Consider the following 18,033-nt stretch of genomic DNA (forward strand, 5'->3'; position numbering starts at 1 on the left):
TATACAAAAAAAGGAACAGCTTCCAATAGCTGTTCCTTTTTGTCTAAGGCAAGAAAGTAGAATCTTAAACTCAGATAACTTTCTAGCTCCCGCGCATGCGCTTTCCCCCGTCTTGTGTTTGTCGGGGATAGGTAAGGCTCTTCGCTTATTACGATAATACCTCAGACTCGGTCAAAGGGATTTTTTTTGTATGAGCCTGCCCTTCTGTTTCAGGGAGAGCCATTACCTCAATATACTTAATATGATGTTCCTCCATATCAAGAATTTTAAAGAGGTACTTTTCATGCTGGATTGTATCGCCCTGTTTGGCTTCATAATTTTCTGTCAGGATCCAGCCCCCGATGGTATCTACATCTTCATCATTAATATCCGTTCCAAGGAGGTCATTTACCTCGCTTACGAGAACTTTAGAATCAATGATATAGTGTCCCTCTTTAGTATTTCTGATCATTGGCACTTCATCCATATCAAATTCATCACGGATTTCTCCGACAATTTCTTCGATAATATCTTCAACGGTTACAAGGCCGGAAGTACCGCCATACTCATCCATTAAAATCGCCATGTGGATCCGGTCCTTCTGCATTTTTAGCAGCAGTTCATGAATCGGTATGCTGTCAATGACTCTGATGATGGGGCGAATATAGGATTCAAGTGTGCTTGAAGACAGTTCCCTGTTCATGATCAGGTCTGTCATGACCTCTTTAATATTGACCATCCCGATAATATGATCTTTATCTCCATCAATTATTGGATAGCGTGTGAACTTTTCTTCCTGGACGATTTGAAGAAAAATTTCCAGTGTATCATCTTTTGAGAGTGAGACAATTTCTGTACGAGGAACCATTACTTCCTTCGCAATGCGATTGTCAAACTCGAATATCTTGTTTACATACTTAAACTCAGATTGGTTGATTTCGCCGCTTTCATAGCTTTCTGATAAAATTATCCGAAGTTCTTCTTCCGAATGGGCCAATTCGTGTTCAGAAGCAGGCTTTAGTCCAAACATGCTGGTTAAAAGGCGGGCAGAGCCATTCAGCGCCCAAATGAACGGATACATGATCCGGTAAAACCATATTAAAGGGCGGGCTGTTATAAGTGTTACGGCTTCTGCCTTTTGAATAGCCAGCGTCTTTGGAGCCAATTCGCCAACTACCACATGAAGAAAGGTGATAAAAGCAAATGCGATGCTGAATGAAACTACTTGGGCAATCGAAACCGGCAAGCTGAACTGGTTAATGACAGGACGAAGCAAATGTTCAATTGTAGGTTCTCCGAGCCACCCAAGGCCAAGAGCGGTAATGGTAATACCAAGCTGGCAGGCTGAAAGGTATTCATCCAAGTTGGAAATAACTTTCTTGGCAGCAATTGCATTCTTATTGCCTTCTTCAATCAATTGATCAATTCTGGAACTTCGAATTTTTACAATGGCAAATTCCGATGTGACGAAAAAAGCCGTTAAAGCAATTAAAATGGCTATAAAAACCAAGTTTAATATGTCCAAATAAGTTCCCCAAATCCCGCAGAAACGGGCAGGGTGTCACCTCCTGATAATGTGAAAATGGGATTTAGCTTGTCAGGCTGGAAAGGGAACGCAGCAATACAGAACTTTCAGCAGTCAGTTTTTTGGAGAGGTCATCCTTCTGGTCGTCATCCAACGTATTTATTAACGGCATAAGAACAGATATTTCTTGATGAAGCTGCTTCATTTGCAGTGCGACTGCGTCTATTTGCTTTTTAACATCCCCTGTGTGAATCTCCCTTTTCGTCTTCATTTCTAGTTTTCTTTTAATCTCTTCAAGCGGAAGATGCAGTATTTTGCATTCTTCAATAAACCTTAAATCAGACAGTGCGTCATCTGTATATATTCGGTAGTTCGATTTTGTGCGTTGAGCTTTTATAAGTCCGATGCTAGTGTAATAATCTATTGTTCTTTTAGATACTTTAGCAATACTCGCTAATTCGCCGATACGATAGTAAGCCCCATCATATCACCTCTGCTTTAGGATACTTATATCTCTTAGGAGGGCCGCTCCATAAAGAGCTATAGTTAAAGTTAATTATACTTTAGCCCAAACCATACAGTCAAACGTAGCAGTTTGGCAAAAAGGATTACTTTTATTTTATGAAAAAATCCAGCAGATATGAAATAAAAAGATTCAAAAAAATAAATAAAATAACATTCGGAAGAAGCTGCAGGAGAAATTATCCACTGTAACTCCTCCCAAAAACTGAGGTTAGTTCTTAATGACTTCAATATACGAAATATGATGTCCTTCGATTTCTTTAATAATGAATTTGTAACCCTCTTCCTCGACAACATCCCCCTGCACTACATCATATTTCTGCGTCAGAATCCATCCGCCGATTGTATCAACATCTTCTTCACTTAGATGAGTGTGAAGGAGGTCGTTTGCTTCCGAAATCAGCAGCTTGGCATCCAGTATAAAGTGGCTGTCCCCCAGCTTCTGAATAAGCGGCAGTTCGTCAGCATCAAATTCGTCCCTGATTTCTCCAACAATTTCTTCCAGGATGTCCTCAACTGTAACCAAGCCTGCAGTGCCGCCATATTCATCATGCAGGATAGCCATATGAGATCGTTCTTTCTGCATCTTAAGAAGCAAATCATGAATAGGAATGGTTTCAATCACTCTGATGACAGGCTTTATATATTGCAATAAAGGCTTATCGCCTTCACATTGTTTTCTTACACAATCCGTTAAAATTTCCTTCACATTGATAAAGCCTAATATATTGTCTTTATCACCGGATGTGACAGGGTATCTGGTATACCGCTCATCTAGTATAACGTCCAGAATTTCTGATAAGGTGTATTCCTCCGGCAGACTGACAATCTCGGTTCTAGGAACCATGATTTCTTTTGCTATGCGATTATCGAATTCGAAGATCCGATCTACGTACTGGAATTCTGAAGGATTGATTTCCCCGCTCTTCAGGCTTTCGGATAAAATGATCCGCAATTCTTCCTCTGAGTGAGCTATTTCATGTTCAGATACAGGTTTTAATCCAAAAAGCCCTGAGACAATCCTCGCCGAACCGTTCAGGATCCAAATAAAAGGATACATAATTCGATAAAACAAAATAAGAGGCTTTGAAAAAGTGAGTGTTACCTCCTCTGCTTTCTGAATGGCAAATGTTTTAGGTGCAAGCTCTCCAATGACCACATGGAGAAAAGTTATAACAGCAAATGCGATGACAAAAGAAAGAATATGTGTAATGGACGCCTGTAAGTTCAAACTATCAAATACAGGCCTCAAGAGCCTTTCAATAGTAGGCTCGCCCAGCCAGCCAAGGCCCAATGCTGTAATCGTTATGCCAAGCTGGCAGGCAGATAAATATTCATCTAGATTGCTGATGACACGTTTCGCTGAATGAGCCTTTATGTTACCCTCGGAAATCAGCTGGTCAATGCGTGAAGTGCGCACCTTTACTATGGCGAATTCTGAAGCAACAAAAAAGGCTGTTAAAGCGATTAAGAATAATAATAAAAAAACGTTAAGAATAGTCATATAAGTTCCTTACACATAAGTAAGGGGATTGCACCTCCTTCATAATATGTACTTTTCCCTTATTCAAGAAATTTTACAAATAGTTAGGTTAAAAAGCTTGGCTTACCATGAAATTACCCTTATATGGGTGAAAGATAACTGAAGAAGGGGCAAAAAATGCTCGATTATTAGGATTAGATGAAATTTGCGAACAGTAAAGGAAATCAGGTCAGTATTCATTTGTATGAGACAATTATGTTTAAAGGGATGAACCGACATATTTTTCTGTAGAAAAATAAACAAGAAGCCTGTGGACAGGCTTCCATATGTTTTCTGCTACCAGTGCCTTGCCAGCATTCCATACACGGCCAGATCATGGTATTGATTATAAAGGTACTCGCCATCGCGGATCATACCTTCCTGTTTAAAGCCGAGTCTTTCAGGAATCGCTCGGCTTTTCAAATTATCCACCCCGCAGCGGATCTCCACTCTGTTTAATTTCAAGTCAAAAAAAGCATGATTAACCATGGCTTGTACACTGCGAGTCATGATTCCCTTTCCTTCATAACCTTTTGCAAGATAATATCCAACGCTAGTCTGTCTGTTATGCCAGTCAATTTGATGAAAGCCAATTGAGCCAGCAAGCAGTCCGCGATAACGGATTCCAGCATTAAAGCCATTATTATCTGCAAATTGCTTCAGCCACATTGAAATAATGGAATGATATTGGACAGGCGAAGCCATATTATCCACCCAGGGCAGCCATTCTCTTAAATGCTGGCGGTTGCGGTCAACTAGGTTGAAAAGTTCTTCCGAATGATGAAGCTGAAATAATTGCCATTCGATTTCCTGGTCAACTTTTAAGCAAAACACAGCAACACTCCTTCAACTATTAAATAGTTTTATAATAATAGGAAACTATCAAAAAATACATATTATTATGGAAAATATATCAAAAAAGCGAATAAGTTTCGTTCATTAGCAAATAAGTTGTAAAATGGAAGTATTAACCAAAAAAGGATCCATATAAAACATTATGAGTGAAACACACAATAAAGGCTGAATCTTATAAACTAATAGTCAGCCTTAGTTAATTTATAGAATCTGTTCAGAGGTAGGAAGGATAATGCTAAAAACTGTCCGTTCAGTATCAGAGTCACACGTAAGTTTTCCCTGGTGTTTTTCAATAATTTCCCTGCAAACAAATAAACCTAGTCCCGTTCCAAGTGTTTTGGTCGTGACAAAAGGCTCGAAAATGGAAGAGACCAAATGATCAGGAATCCGAGGCCCATTGTTGGCGATATCTAGCTTGATTTGTCCGTTTTCTGTTAACCTGCTTTTTATATCGATGACTGGATCGCTACGGTATTGGGTTAAGACATCGATGGCATTAAAGATTATATTAATCAACACTTGCCGAATTTCATCTGAATAGCCGTTCAAGTAAATGCTGTCCTGCATATCCTGCAATATTTTTACTTTTCCGTCCAAAATACTCGGATATAGGAAAATCAGCACTTCTTCTATCAATTCATTTAAGGAGAAAGTGATTTTCTCTTTTCCAATCAATTCTTTCTTAGAAAGCAGCAAGAATTGAGATATGCGAAAGTTCAGCTGTTCCAGCTCATTGGATATAATGTCTAAATACTTCATGGAAGGGTGCTCTGATTTTAACAGCTGTATAAAACCCTGTACGGAAGTGAGCGGGTTTCTGAACTCATGAATGAAACTGGATGTCATTTGCCCAAGTAAAGTTAACCTGTCTTTATGGGTTGAATCAATAAATTGGGTTTTTTCTTTAATAATTTGGTCTTTAGCATCTGTATATCTTGAAACGGCATAATATAAAAATTTATCGAAGCAGTAATTGATCTTTTCATGGTATTCCTGCAGCTTCTGGAAGGTAATCTCAGAGTGATTCAAATATTTTTGAACAATTGACCGGCCCATATTCACATTATAAACAAAGTCTCCAATGTTTATGTCCGCTTCCACTCGCTGTTCTGCAATAGAGTAGGCAAGCTGCTGAATGAACTTTTCGAGATCATTCTCTTCTCTTGATAGAAATTGAATTATAAGATGGAACATCATTTCACCGTTGTCGCGAATCTTATCTTTATAAGGATCCTCATCGGTAATGAGGATTTTTTCTTTCCATTCACTCAAAAGGGCTTCTTTCTCGCTTCGCAAAAGTTCCAATACGACCTCATTTGTTTCGATTGCCATTTTAACCTCCACTCTTTCACATAAAAACAGTCTATTCCATAAATTTCGATAGAATCTATCAAAATCCTTTGTCAATTTAATGGAAAATTACAGCAGACTCCCAAAATAAGAAACTAATCTGATTGCAACAGTGATAAAAAAACTGCAATCCGATAAAAAAAATTGATATATAAAGAATTCCCTTAAACACAGATTAGGTAAAGAACATCCTTGGGACATTCATTACTGTGATAAAAGAATTAAACTTTAAAAAGGCTCAATTTACTGTTAGGAAAATAAACTGCTGTTTGGTCAGCTAGGTTATTTTATTTGTAATTTTGACACTATTTCTTTTATAATAAAATAAACAGTGTAAATTTACACCATAACAAAAAAGGAATGAAGCTGCATTGACAAGAGATGAAATTATTCTAAAGGTATCTGATAAAATTCGACTTATCCGCACTGAAGCGGGATATACACAGGATAAAATGGCAGAAATTATTGGCGTTTCCAAGAAAACTCTTGTACAAATTGAAAAAGGAAGAGCGGTGGCCGGCTGGTCAACCGTAGTGGCTGTTTGTGCATTGTTTAGGGAAACAGAAACAGTAAGATTTCTATTCGGAAATGAGCCGCTTGAGGTCTTGGAAACGGTAGCCAGAGAAGGTATTGATTATAGAAAGGAAAAGACGCTTGGCGGGAAAATCTGGTGGCGTGAAGTAAAAAAAAGCAATGGCCTCATATTGCAGCAGAACATAATTAGCCAGCATTACCGAATTATTGATCAGGATCATTTTAGGATTTATAGCAGTTTTGATGAGATTTCTTCGAAAGAACGGTTTGAGGAACTGGCAGCGGAAAACGATGGTTTTCTGAGTTAAGAGGTAAAAGCAGTTGTACACCACTTTTTTTATAAGTCCCATGTGCCTCCAATGAAAAGCATCTTTCAAGGATAGAAGAAAAAAGGACTTTAAAAGAAAAAGCAGCCCAGTTTCGAGCTGCTTTCAGATGGATTATGTTACTTCAGTTCTGCCTTGTCTTTGGCGACCAAAACAGGACATGGTGCATTTTGAGCAACTTTTGCACTTGTACTGCCGAGAAACATCCTTTTAATTCCGCCTTTGCCCGAGTTTCCGACAATAATCAAATCCGCCCCCTCAGCTGCAGCATATTCACATATACTATCAGCAGGGTTTCCCTCTAGAACATCAAACTTGGCATTAATGTTATAAGTCTTTAGAACTTCCCTTGCATTGTAAAAGGCCTGTTCCACACTATGTGTCACTTTTGCGTGTGTAGTGGTATTGGCTTCTTCATGATAGACCGGAAGTGGGGGGATTTGAATTCCTTCAAGCAGATAGCCATTTGTTCTGACTGGTTCCACCACTTTTTCATTGCTATTGCTAACAGGAATATTCTCAATTTTTTCTTCAAAGACCTGGGCTATCAGCAATTGGGAGTCAGGGTTTTCCTTGGCTAACCCAATACCCAGATTTAAAGCATACTTGCTTCCTTCTGTATCATCATAACCAACTACAATGCGGTTAAACTGCATGCCCATAATTATCACCCTTTCAGTGAGGAATAGAATTTAAATTTCCCATATACGTATATATACCCGCCTCAGCAGAAGTCAATCTAGTTATCTTCTTGTAGGAATAAGATTACTTAGATGCCCCCATAAACACCAACAAAGCTGCGTACACTTTAGTAATACTTTCACATTAAAAAATGTCTGCAGCAACGTGATCTCCTGCAGGGAGAACAAATCGTCTAAATAGATTGATGTAAGCAAAAACTGAAAGGTCCGCAAGATCGTCAGCTGCAGTTGGGATCCTGCACGGAATTGAAAAAGAAAGCATTCGGATTCTTCGATTGCTTTTTTTTGATGTGAATTAAGTCGATAAATTAAGTGTTTAATGGCATGGATATTGGGTAAATGTATATGTCATATGAATTTTGTTTTCTAGTTGGCAGCAAAATCCTATATGAACACTAGATTTTTGCAGTTATGCTGATAACGGTATAGACTAGTAGCTGGCTAAAGGAGTCATTTCATGCGGCAAAAATAAAGAAGTTTTATAGCAAGACACTGGAGGACATATGAGAAATAAAAAGACTTCATTTATTAACAGATTTCAAATAACTTGGAAAAAACTGCATTTAACCCAGGTAGCTATCCTGCTTGGATCCACTTTGGTTCTGGCATTTTTAAGCTTCGTTTATTTTTCATATAAAGATGCCGATATTAGTGCCCTTGAAGCCGGCTTGGCACAATCGACGATTATCTATGATGCAAATGGAGAAATTGCCAGTAAAATCTCGGCAAATAAAAATGAAGGAATATCGATCGACGAAATACCTGATCATATGAAAAATGCCATTATTGCGATAGAAGATCACCGTTTTTATGAACATGGCGGGATTGATTTGAAAGGGATCGGGAGAGCTTTTTTTACAAACATGAAGGCAGGGGAGATCGTTGAGGGGGGAAGCACGCTTACCCAGCAGCTGACAAAAAACGCCCTTTTGTCTGACGAAAGAACTTATAAGCGGAAATTGGAAGAATTTTTCCTGGCACTTGAGATTGAAAAGGAATATAACAAAGATGAGATCCTGCAAATGTATTTAAATCAGGTCTATTTTGGAGAAGGTGCCTGGGGAATTAAGCGTGCAGCAATGAAGTACTATGGAAAAGAAGTTCAGAATCTTACAATCAGTGAAGCAGCTTTACTGGGTGGGTTGGTTAAAGCACCTTCGGCGATCAATCCTTATCAAAATGAACAAAAGGCGATCGAACGAAGGGATTTAGTGCTTGATCGAATGAGGGAACTCAGCTTCATCACTGAACAGGAATGGGAACAAGCAAAAAATGAACAGCTTGTATTTGATGATAGCGGGGGAGATCCTTTTAAGGGGAAATATCCATACTATGTAGATGTTGTACTTGAGGAAGCCATAAAAGAATATAATCTGTCACTTAACGACCTTCTTAGTGACGGATACCAAATTTATACTGAGCTGGACCAGGAGATGCAAAGCAGTGTAGAAGAAGCTTATCGAAACGATGCACTTTTTCCAACAGGAACAGGCGACCAATTGGTTCAAAGTGGTGCTATCCTGTTAGATCCCCATAACGGAGGCATAAGGGCCCTTGCAGGAGGCCGGGGGGAACACACACTTCTAGGCCATAACCGTGCTGTCCACAAGGTAGGACAGCCGGGATCAACCATGAAGCCAATCGTTCCTTATACAGCTGCACTTGAAATGGGCTGGAACATCACAGATATATTAAAAGATGAAAAAATGACATTTGGAAAAGACTATGAGCCGAATAATTTTAATGGCCAATTCCGTGGAGATGTCCCCATGTATGAAGCGTTCAAGGACTCTTTAAATGTTCCAGCGGTATGGCTTCTTGATGAAGTAGGCATAGAAAAAGGTGTGGATGCTGCCAAAAGATTTGGAATCCCGGATGATGCTATAAACCGGAACCTTGCACTCGCACTTGGGGGGACAAGTGAGTGGGTCTCCCCATTAACGATGGCACAGGCATATGCTGTCTTTGCAAATGGAGGCGAAAGGCCTGAAGCTCACTCCATCACCAAAATAGTTGATAAAAGTGGCGAGACGGTTGCTGAGTGGAAAGGCAAGAATACGCGCGTCATATCAAAGGACATAGCAGATAAAATGACAACCATGCTGCTTGGTGTCGTTCAGCATGGAACAGGCAAGGCTGCTCAGATTCCTGGAAGAGAAGTAGCCGGAAAAACAGGCAGTACACAGCTGACAATTGAAGGAATAGATGGCGTAAAGGACCAATGGTTTGTAGGATATACGCCACAGCTGGTAGGTGCTGTTTGGGTCGGCCATGATAAAACAGATGCCCAAAATTACCTTACTACCTCCAGCAGCGAGGGTACAGCTCCCATATTTAAAGAAATCATGTCTGAGGCCATAAGAAACCAGGAACCAAAATCTTTTCATGTTCCCCAAATTGCGGCACTTATGGAGCAAAGACAGAAAGAGCAGCAAAGAAAAGCCTGGGAGGAGAGCATTAGAAAAGAAACAGAAAAGATAAGGGAAAAGATCGGAAAAGAAAAAGAAAAATGGAAAAAGAAATGGAATAAAGGGAAAGAAAAAGATAAGGGTAAGAATAAAGAGAAGAAGGATTAATGGTATTAAATGTTTAGAGGGTGTCCCAAAAGCATAATGTGGGCACCCCTCTTTTTAAACTCTATATAAAGTTAGAATAACCAGCTAATTAGAGCACCGATTACCACGATAGCTCCCACTACCATAAAAATAGTTCGTATCATAAATATTCACCCCGTCCCCATTTCAATCTTATCTGTATTTTGGATTAAATTTGAATGGTTTCTGAAGAATTAATAAAATGCTTCTCTGTCATGCGCAATACAGAAACATGGCTTGTGCACATTTCTTTGATTTTTTGAAGATGATTCTGAACCTCGCTTCCTTCAACAATGATTTTCAATGTTGTTTGAGGTTTGACTGTCAGCAAGAAAGAAACCAGTTTAGACAAGTTAGAGGCATCAACAGCTTTATGTTTGCTGTAAAGATATGTAGTGCCTTTGAATTGTTTTGATGTCTGATAGATTTCCAGCATTTTTTTCATGGTGAATTTATTCTGTACAAGAACGTTGGTAGAAATAATTTCTTTCATTTTAAAATCTCCTTTGCAGTAGTTTTTATATTAATCGATTAATAGGTGAAGTCGTTTGTACTAGGAATTTACCCAGGGTGCTAAAAAGGTAAACCCCCCCTATGAAAGTGTGAATATTTACCTAAAGATTTGAGAATAAGAGGCAAACGCAAGTTTTGAGGGAGGATACTGTATCTCAGTCAGCAGCAGGAGATAAAATTCTGGAAGTTTTTTATTGCAGCTTTTAGCCGATGTGAATTACAGCACTGTACAACCAAAGTTAACGAAAGCTCCGAAAAAAAAACCAGAAACACATTATTTGGAACAAACTGGTACAGTATAATGGTATTAGCAGGTTAAAGTCCCTCAAATAGGGATTTTTCGTGTGTAAGAAAAGATTTTATTAAATAATGAACGAATTCATCTCTTGAGCGTCTTATGAGTGAAAAAACAGTTAACAATGGAAGGATAAGGAAGAGAGGAAAGAAGCTAATGGAGGAGAAAGATCTTATAATAAGCGCCAAACGTGGAGATCAGCTCGCTTTTGCCATGCTTTTTAAAAATAACTATCCCTTTCTTGTTAAGTACTTAATCAAGATTACGATGAATCCTGACATAGCAGAAGAGCTTGCTCAGGAAACGATGGCCAAATGTGTGGAAAAAATCGACATGTTTAACGGCAAAGCCAAATTTTCATCTTGGCTGATTTCAATTGCGACCAATTTATATATTGATCAGCAGCGTAAGTCAATAAGAGAGAAAAAGTGGAAACAGCAGGAGAAAGATTTCAGGAGAATGAAGTGGCAGCTCGAAAGCCGAAAGGAAGAATGGAATGAAGCCTTATCTGCTCTTGGGAAGCTTAAAGAAGATGTCAGGATCCCTATTATTCTTAAACATTATTATGGCTATTCTTACGAAGAAATAGGAGACATGATGAATTTATTCGCTGGTACGGTTAAATCAAGAGTTCATAACGGAATAATGGATGTAAGAAAGGAGTTGAGACTTCATGACGAATCGAAAAGTGCTGCCGCTCGAACATGAACATCAAGATGAAAAGTATCAGGCTGCTTTAAAGCAATTAAAGGACGGATTGGGATCGCTCGAAGAAAATATTCCAGTGTATACACCTGATCTGCAATACTTTGAACAATTGGCAGTGGAGCAAAAACAAACAATGAGAAAGAAATTAATGAGGGATTTAGCTATCTTTACTGTTGTGGGGCTCCTCGTTGTAAGTTCTGTTTTATTCATGCTCTATCAGCTTCCGGCTGCATTTTTTATTCTGCAGGGCATTGTCACATTAATTATTTTTGCTTATAGTACAGTAAGCTATGTTAAGCAGGTGAATGGCACATGAATAATGAAGAACTTTCACTTCCTTTATTAATCGTTGTAGGGCTGATATTAATTGCTCAGAGTATTTTTTTATTTGTAGATGCACGAAGGCACGGCCATAATTATTGGCTATGGGGGATTGCTGGCTTGATTCAGGCTCCCATGCCCACGCTGTTTTACTTAATTTTTGTCAGGAAGATTTGGCAGAAAAAAGAAAAGTATTGAGGGATGGAAGAATGAAAAAGTTAAAGCAGATGCTGCTGCTTATAGCGGCAGGCGGCCAGCTTCTAGGCATTGCTATGCTTTTCATTAATATTAAAGCAGCAATTATGTTTTATATATTATATGCAATGATGATTTTTGCGATTTTTATTGTACTGTTGTTTGAGAGAAAGAAAGAAAAAGAGGAGGATGACCAAAATGATTATCTTAACTACTGATATCGTCCCTGGAAGAGAAATTAAGGATGTAAAGGGTTTTGTAAGAGGAAGTACAGTTCAGACAAAACATATTGGCAAAGATCTATTAGCCGGTTTGAAAACAATTGTAGGCGGAGAAATTAGCGAGTACACTGAAATGATGGATGAGGCACGACAAAAGGCAATTGGCAGAATGGTAGAGGATGCCAGAGCAAAAGGGGCAAACGCAATCATTGGCATGCGCCTTCAAACTTCAGCAGTTATGCAAAATGCTGCAGAAATTATTGCTTATGGAACGGCAGCAGTTATTGATGGAGATTAATAGTAAACGAACCAGCTGATTACAGACAGCTGTCTTAATTATGAATAGCCCTGGATTTTGCAGAAGAGCGAACGTATTTATAGAAAAAAGTTTTGGCAATAAATACTTTAGAAAAACAAGGTATATTAGATGATTTCTTTGATGAAACTCATACAATAAGGTGAAACATTTTCTTCAATCCGTTCAAAAGGTTAAAGAATAACCTTTCAGCCGGCTCGTCTTTTGCTTGTTGTCGGGGGTGGTCAAGGCGTCTTGTGCTTTTCTTATGTTTTATAGGGAGAAAGAAGAGAGATAAGTTTAACTTTCTTGAAATTGAAATTCACCATCCAATTTGCTAAGTGCCTTACAGAAGGCTGACAAGAGAGTGGAAGGGAACGAATAGCATTGAATAGTCTCACTAACTGAGGAAAGTTGAGAGCTGAATGGACTAATTACCTTAATAAGTGCTGTGCTTATTTAGGAGAATTCTTGTTCATAAAAAATTCACTTCTCCGACACAGAATAGTACCGAGTTAGGTGGTCCAGGTCAAAAATCCCATGATAATTTTAGAATATTATTTATATGGAGGGATGGAAGTGGAGGAATTTTCAATTACGTTAGTCATAGCAAGTATTATGGTACTTGGCTACTTCATCGGTTATACTATTATAAAAGCATAGCTGCCGGCTGGATCAGCCAGGCAGTTTTTTTTTATGGCAATTCTCACTAATTCCAATTTTTATCATTAAAGTTTGACAATCAGGGAAAAGAATATATATGAACAATAGTGACATTTTAAGGAGGTATGACAATTGGCTGATTTTCGGATTGAGCGAGATACGCTTGGCGATGTCAAAGTTCCAGCTGATAAATATTGGGGAGCGCAAACACAGCGGAGCAAGGATAATTTTAAGATTGGCATTGAAAAGATGCCGCTGGAAGTGATCTATGCATTTGCAAAGGTTAAACGGGCAGCGGCTGTTGTCAATCATAAAATAGGCAAGCTTTCGAATGAGAAAAAGGAAGCAATTACAAGGGCTTGTGACGAAATACTTGGTCATAAGTTTGACAGCCATTTTCCGCTGGCGGTTTGGCAGACTGGCAGCGGGACGCAATCGAATATGAATGTCAATGAGGTTGTGGCAAAAAGGGCAAATGAGATATTGGAGGAACAGGAACATTCAGACATGAAAATCCACCCGAATGATGATGTCAATATGTCTCAAAGCTCCAATGATACATTTCCGACAGCCATGCATATAGCGGCTTATATTGAAGTGGAAGAAACGCTGATTCCTTCACTGAAGGAATTAAAAGAGACCGTTGAAACGAAAGAAAATGCCTTTAACAATATAGTCAAAATCGGAAGGACCCATTTGCAGGATGCAACTCCGCTTACCTTAGGCCAAGAAATAAGCGGCTGGCGTGCGATGCTTGAAAAGAATGAAAAAATGATTAACGATGCAAGGCAATACCTTTTGGATTTGGCGATTGGAGGTACGGCTGTAGGAACAGGCATTAATGCAGATAAGGCATTCGGAGATGAAATGGCAGAAGAAATATCCAGGCTGACCGGCCATCCATTCCGTTCTTCGGAAAATAAATTTCAGGCTCTGACCAGCCATAATGAAATCGTCCATGTGCATGGGACGTTAAAAGCTCTCGCCGCCGATCTTATGAAAATGGCGAATGATGTCCGCTGGCTTGCAAGTGGCCCGCGCAGCGGAATAGGAGAATTATCGATACCAGCCAATGAGCCTGGCAGCTCTATTATGCCGGGAAAAGTAAATCCTACACAAAGTGAAGCTCTTACGATGGTGGTTTGTCAGGTTTTTGGAAATGATGCTGCTATTGGCTTCGCAGCAAGTCAGGGTAATTTTGAATTAAACGTATTTAAACCGGTGATTATTTATAACCTTCTTCAAAGCATAAGAATCCTTGGAGATGGAATGGCATCGTTTAATGAAAAATGCCTGTCAGGCTTAGAGGCGAACGAAGATGTGATATCAGGTCATGTTGAAAGGTCATTAATGCTTGTAACAGCCCTTAATCCATATATCGGATATGAAAAAGCAGCTGAGATTGCCAAGCTCGCATTCAAGGAAAATACAACATTAAAGGAAGCAGCACTAAAAACTGGTTACATTACAGAAGAGCAATATGAAGAATGGGTTGTGCCGGAAAAGATGGTGTAAATTAAAGGGCCCTCTTTAATGAAGGAGGGCCCAGCCAAATTTATTCAATTGTTATCTTGCTTTATTAGAAAGAACCGCCGCCAAGCTGTTGTTCTGCCATTTGTACAAGGCGTTTTGTGATTTCTCCACCAACAGATCCGTTAGCACGTGAAGTTGTTTCTGCACCAAGGTTTACGCCAAATTCAGTAGCGATTTCGAACTTCATTTGGTCAAGTGCTTGTGCTACTCCTGGTACTAGTAATTGGTTTGAGGAATTGCTTCTGCTAGATGTTTGGTTGTTCATGTGATTTTCCTCCTCATAAAATTTTGTTGGTTTTTGGTTGGGTTAGCTGGAATTGCACCAGCGCAAGGATCAAATCCTGTTCCACTGCCTGGCTTAACCCATCGGTATTGGTGTGCGGTGGCTTGCTGCCGCTGTGTTTACTCTCTATTATGTTTGATTTATAAAAGTTTATTCTTTAATTAAATCGGGAATTTTTTCCTGGAGTGTTACCTGTTTAGGTGTGTTATATAACAAAGCAGAAACAAACAAACTATATAAGAAATATACTCTGTAAAACGAAAGCGAGAGGTTCTGAAAATGGCAATTTGCCCTGTTTGCAATGGTTTTGAAAATTTGGAAGCAGCTTGCTGCTCTTGCGGAAAGAAAATGGAGGACAGCGGCAGAATCATGGATTTTTACGATGATTACAGTGCTTATATGCCTATTGATCAAATGAAAATGGAAGATGGCTTTCCTCAAGATTTTCAAAAAGAGGAATGTCCGCATCTTTTGAAATGTCCATCATGCGGCCAGGATTCAGTGATGTTTATAAAAGAGTAAATTAAACCAAAAAACCCCGTCTGCCTGGCCTGACGGGGTCTCTTTTTTTAATCTTAATGTGAGCGGATTCTGCTTTCCGTTTGGGCATCAAAGAAATGGGCTTTGTTCATATCAAATGCCAGCTCAAGGTTTTGCCCTGGGTTAATATCTGTACGGGAATCAACGCGTGCAACGAAATCCTGGCCTTCAATGCTAGAGTAAATCATTGTTTCAGCACCAGTAAGTTCGGAAACGTCAATCCGTGCATTAATTTTAGAACCTGAGGAAGCATCAATAAAAACAGGTTCGTCATGAATATCTTCCGGGCGTATGCCAAGAATGATATCTTTTCCCACATAGCTTTGGTCACGAAGTACCTTCATTTTTCCTCCTGGAACGGTAATTTGTGTTTGGCTGACAACAAACTTTCCGTCTTCAAGCTTGCCGTTGAAGAAGTTCATGGCAGGAGAGCCTATAAAACCGCCGACAAAAACATTTTCAGGTTTCTCATATACTTCTTTCGGTGCACCAACCTGCTGGATTATCCCATCCTTCATAACAACAAGACGGGTTGCCATTGTCATGGCCTCTGTCTGGTCATGTGTTACATAGATGGTTGTTGTCTGCAGACGCTGGTGCAGCTTGGCAATTTCTGCACGCATTTGCACACGAAGCTTTGCATCTAAATTGGATAATGGTTCATCCATCAGGAAGACTTTTGCATCACGGACAATCGCTCGGCCTAATGCAACACGCTGGCGCTGACCGCCTGATAAAGCTTTCGGTTTGCGGTCAAGGTATGGTTCAAGCCCGAGGATTTTCGCAGCTTCTTTTACGCGGCGTTCAATTTCGTTCTTTGGAAACTTACGAAGTTTAAGCCCGAAAGCCATGTTGTCATATACGGACATATGCGGATAAAGGGCATAGTTCTGGAAAACCATCGCGATATCACGATCTTTGGGCGGCACATCATTCACACGCTTATCATCGATATAAAAGTCACCCTTTGAAATTTCTTCAAGGCCTGCAATCATACGAAGTGTTGTAGATTTACCGCAGCCTGAAGGCCCGACAAATACGATAAATTCCTTATCCTGGATGTGGAGATTGAAATCTTCTACTGCAGTAATTTTGTTATCATAGATTTTGTAAATGTGATCTAATTTTAGTTCAGCCATTTGGATAACCTCCCAGTATTTTTTGCTTATATTCAGTTTAAAGGAAGCAGGGGTTTTCCCATATGGCTAATCTGCACAAAATTCCTGAAGGCGGTTTTATGCAAAGTGTTCAATTTTATGGCTGTTCATACAGCAAGCAAGCAAGATAAACTGTCGCAGCGCTGTTGAAGTCCTTCAATTGGAGCCCTGTTTTCTTTGTGAATTTGTCTAATCGATATTGCAGGGTATTGCGATGGATATACAGCTTTTTGGCCGTTAATGACACGTTGGAGCTATTTTGCAAAAATATCTTAATCGTGATTAATAGTTCAGGGTCATCTTTTAGCAAAGAAAGCCGGGAGAGCAGATTTCTTTTCAAAAAAGGATCCAGGTTTACCGTGACTAAGGATGGAAATGTCTTCTCGAAAGAAAAGATCCTTTCTGAGGGCAGCATTGTATAGGCATGCTGGAAAAATTTTATTTCCTCCTGAAATTGCATGGGAAGGTCATTTTCCAATGTATTGGGACAGCCAATATAAAAAGCTGTTTTAACGAAGAAGTCGCTCTCAAGGGCATTGGAAATTGCGAGAAATTCCATGTCAGCAAGCGGATCATTAAATTCTTCGACTATGACTCCTTTTGAAGGCTTATTCCATAAAATAATAATATCTTTCTCAAAAAATGCTTTAAAAGCATCTTCCATATCTTCGCGCATCCAATCACCCTCGGCTGTTTTAAATTGGATAAGCCGATATGCTGAATGCTTGGCTGCCTTTGGAGTACGTCCGTTAGAAAATAAAAAATCAAACCAGGTTTGGGCCTCAGGGTTATGATGGGGAGAGATATCATGAAATTCAAAAAGGGTTTTTAAGATCTTCAGACTATCTTCGGTTAAATCTTTTGCAGGAATGCCGAGCCATTGTCCTGTTTTCTGATAATAAAACCAGTAGGTGCTTGAAAATGAGTGGAAATTTGGTTTTGCTTCCATCAAGATAGAACCAGGATATTTGTCGTGTAATTTTTTTAACATATTTTTTTCCTTTAATTTGATAAATTTTTGTGTTTCTTATAGTATAGCAGTTATAATTTAATTGAAAAAACTATCGGAAACGGTCTGGTTTTTATAAATAAGGGGTGAGATGTATGGAATACACACCAGAGATGAAAAACCGCTTGAAAAGGCTTGAAGGGCAAGTGCGGGGCGTAATCCGTATGATGGAAGAGGAGAAGCATTGCAAGGATGTTGTTACACAATTATCTGCAGTGCGCTCTGCAGTTGATCGTGCAATGGGTTATATCGTAGCAAAAAACCTGGAATCCTGTATCCGTGATGCAAATTCAGAAGGCAAAAACGCTGAAGATGCGATCCAGGAAGCAGTCAATATGATTGTTAAAAGCAGATAATATCTTTTCTTAACTATAAAAGGCACCTGAACGGTA

Annotated in this window: 20 protein-coding genes and 1 pseudogene; 10 read left to right on the forward strand and 11 right to left on the reverse strand. The window is 39.3% G+C overall.

What is annotated here, in order from left to right; genetic code table 11:
- Positions 1–148: 148 nt before the first annotated feature.
- The 6 genes and pseudogenes from NCCP133_RS04610 to NCCP133_RS04635 form a co-directional block, all read right to left on the reverse strand.
- On the reverse strand, positions 149–1,504 hold the full coding sequence (locus tag NCCP133_RS04610; RefSeq protein ID WP_264803766.1) for a hemolysin family protein: 1,356 nt from the start codon (positions 1,502–1,504) through the stop codon (positions 149–151).
- Positions 1,505–1,568: 64 nt separating this feature from the next.
- A complete protein-coding gene (locus tag NCCP133_RS04615) occupies positions 1,569–1,775 on the reverse strand; it encodes a MerR family transcriptional regulator (RefSeq protein WP_264803767.1) in 207 nt (68 codons plus the stop codon).
- Between the two features lie 9 nt (positions 1,776–1,784).
- Positions 1,785–1,970: pseudogene (locus NCCP133_RS04620) on the reverse strand (MerR family transcriptional regulator); the annotation flags it as partial.
- 267 nt (positions 1,971–2,237) lie between these two features.
- Positions 2,238–3,530: a hemolysin family protein gene (locus tag NCCP133_RS04625; protein ID WP_264803768.1), complete on the reverse strand. Its 1,293-nt coding sequence runs from the start codon at positions 3,528–3,530 to the stop codon at positions 2,238–2,240.
- 315 nt (positions 3,531–3,845) lie between these two features.
- Positions 3,846–4,382, reverse strand: a complete 537-nt coding sequence (locus tag NCCP133_RS04630; protein WP_264803769.1) for a GNAT family N-acetyltransferase — start codon at positions 4,380–4,382, stop codon at positions 3,846–3,848.
- Positions 4,383–4,604: 222 nt separating this feature from the next.
- A complete protein-coding gene (locus tag NCCP133_RS04635) occupies positions 4,605–5,735 on the reverse strand; it encodes a histidine kinase N-terminal domain-containing protein (RefSeq protein ID WP_264803770.1) in 1,131 nt (376 codons plus the stop codon).
- 389 nt (positions 5,736–6,124) lie between these two features.
- Here NCCP133_RS04635 and NCCP133_RS04640 point away from each other — a divergent pair, with 389 nt between their 5' ends.
- Positions 6,125–6,595 carry a helix-turn-helix transcriptional regulator gene (locus tag NCCP133_RS04640; RefSeq protein ID WP_264803771.1) on the forward strand — a complete coding sequence of 157 codons (471 nt, stop codon included), beginning with the start codon at positions 6,125–6,127 and terminating at the stop codon, positions 6,593–6,595.
- 137 nt (positions 6,596–6,732) lie between these two features.
- Here the strand turns inward: NCCP133_RS04640 and NCCP133_RS04645 are convergent, their stop codons facing one another.
- Complete coding sequence (locus NCCP133_RS04645) at positions 6,733–7,275, reverse strand: universal stress protein (RefSeq protein ID WP_264803772.1); 543 nt, start codon at positions 7,273–7,275, stop codon at positions 6,733–6,735.
- A gap of 542 nt (positions 7,276–7,817) precedes the next feature.
- On the opposite strand from NCCP133_RS04645, the gene NCCP133_RS04650 reads away from it, so the two are divergent.
- Entirely contained in the window at positions 7,818–9,890 is a 2,073-nt protein-coding gene (locus NCCP133_RS04650; RefSeq protein ID WP_264803773.1) for a transglycosylase domain-containing protein, read from the forward strand.
- 187 nt (positions 9,891–10,077) lie between these two features.
- Here NCCP133_RS04650 and NCCP133_RS04655 read toward each other — a convergent pair whose 3' ends face one another.
- On the reverse strand, positions 10,078–10,401 hold the full coding sequence (locus NCCP133_RS04655) for an HPr family phosphocarrier protein (protein WP_264803774.1): 324 nt from the start codon (positions 10,399–10,401) through the stop codon (positions 10,078–10,080).
- Positions 10,402–10,872: 471 nt separating this feature from the next.
- Between NCCP133_RS04655 and sigY the strand changes: the two genes are divergently transcribed.
- The 6 genes from sigY to fumC all read left to right on the forward strand — a co-directional run bounded on the left by sigY (position 10,873) and on the right by fumC (position 14,634).
- Positions 10,873–11,424 (forward strand): RNA polymerase sigma factor SigY, encoded by a 552-nt coding sequence (sigY, locus tag NCCP133_RS04660; protein ID WP_264803775.1) that lies wholly within the window; start codon positions 10,873–10,875, stop codon positions 11,422–11,424.
- Positions 11,390–11,740: a YxlC family protein gene (locus NCCP133_RS04665; RefSeq protein ID WP_264803776.1), complete on the forward strand. Its 351-nt coding sequence runs from the start codon at positions 11,390–11,392 to the stop codon at positions 11,738–11,740. The genes sigY and NCCP133_RS04665 overlap by 35 nt, the downstream gene beginning before the upstream one ends.
- Positions 11,737–11,943, forward strand: a complete 207-nt coding sequence (locus tag NCCP133_RS04670; RefSeq protein WP_264803777.1) for a sigma-Y antisigma factor component — start codon at positions 11,737–11,739, stop codon at positions 11,941–11,943. Before NCCP133_RS04665 ends, NCCP133_RS04670 begins: the two co-directional genes overlap by 4 nt.
- 11 nt (positions 11,944–11,954) lie before the next feature.
- Positions 11,955–12,158, forward strand: coding sequence for a hypothetical protein (locus NCCP133_RS04675; protein ID WP_264803778.1), 204 nt, complete (start codon positions 11,955–11,957; stop codon positions 12,156–12,158).
- Positions 12,139–12,459 (forward strand): YbjQ family protein, encoded by a 321-nt coding sequence (locus tag NCCP133_RS04680; protein ID WP_264803779.1) that lies wholly within the window; start codon positions 12,139–12,141, stop codon positions 12,457–12,459. The genes NCCP133_RS04675 and NCCP133_RS04680 overlap by 20 nt, the downstream gene beginning before the upstream one ends.
- Before the next feature lie 792 nt (positions 12,460–13,251).
- The gene (fumC, locus tag NCCP133_RS04685) at positions 13,252–14,634 is read left to right on the forward strand and encodes a class II fumarate hydratase (protein ID WP_264803780.1); all 1,383 of its coding nucleotides are present in this window, start codon (positions 13,252–13,254) and stop codon (positions 14,632–14,634) included.
- Between the two features lie 64 nt (positions 14,635–14,698).
- Here the strand turns inward: fumC and NCCP133_RS04690 are convergent, their stop codons facing one another.
- The gene (locus NCCP133_RS04690) at positions 14,699–14,917 is read right to left on the reverse strand and encodes an alpha/beta-type small acid-soluble spore protein (protein ID WP_026585109.1); all 219 of its coding nucleotides are present in this window, start codon (positions 14,915–14,917) and stop codon (positions 14,699–14,701) included.
- Positions 14,918–15,214: 297 nt separating this feature from the next.
- Here NCCP133_RS04690 and NCCP133_RS04695 point away from each other — a divergent pair, with 297 nt between their 5' ends.
- On the forward strand, positions 15,215–15,457 hold the full coding sequence (locus tag NCCP133_RS04695; protein ID WP_264803781.1) for a hypothetical protein: 243 nt from the start codon (positions 15,215–15,217) through the stop codon (positions 15,455–15,457).
- A 53-nt stretch (positions 15,458–15,510) separates the two neighbouring features.
- On the opposite strand, the gene NCCP133_RS04700 is transcribed toward NCCP133_RS04695, so the two are convergent.
- Together NCCP133_RS04700 and NCCP133_RS04705 are read right to left on the reverse strand one after the other, a co-directional pair.
- Positions 15,511–16,614 (reverse strand): ABC transporter ATP-binding protein, encoded by a 1,104-nt coding sequence (locus NCCP133_RS04700; protein ID WP_264803782.1) that lies wholly within the window; start codon positions 16,612–16,614, stop codon positions 15,511–15,513.
- 115 nt (positions 16,615–16,729) lie between these two features.
- Positions 16,730–17,623: a PucR family transcriptional regulator gene (locus NCCP133_RS04705; RefSeq protein ID WP_264803783.1), complete on the reverse strand. Its 894-nt coding sequence runs from the start codon at positions 17,621–17,623 to the stop codon at positions 16,730–16,732.
- 113 nt (positions 17,624–17,736) lie between these two features.
- Between NCCP133_RS04705 and NCCP133_RS04710 the strand changes: the two genes are divergently transcribed.
- Complete coding sequence (locus NCCP133_RS04710; RefSeq protein WP_264803784.1) at positions 17,737–17,997, forward strand: metal-sensitive transcriptional regulator; 261 nt, start codon at positions 17,737–17,739, stop codon at positions 17,995–17,997.
- The last annotated feature ends 36 nt before the right edge of the window (positions 17,998–18,033 follow it).

The organism is Cytobacillus sp. NCCP-133 (assembly GCF_026011715.1).
Classification (GTDB): Bacteria; Bacillota; Bacilli; order Bacillales; family Cytobacillaceae; genus Cytobacillus.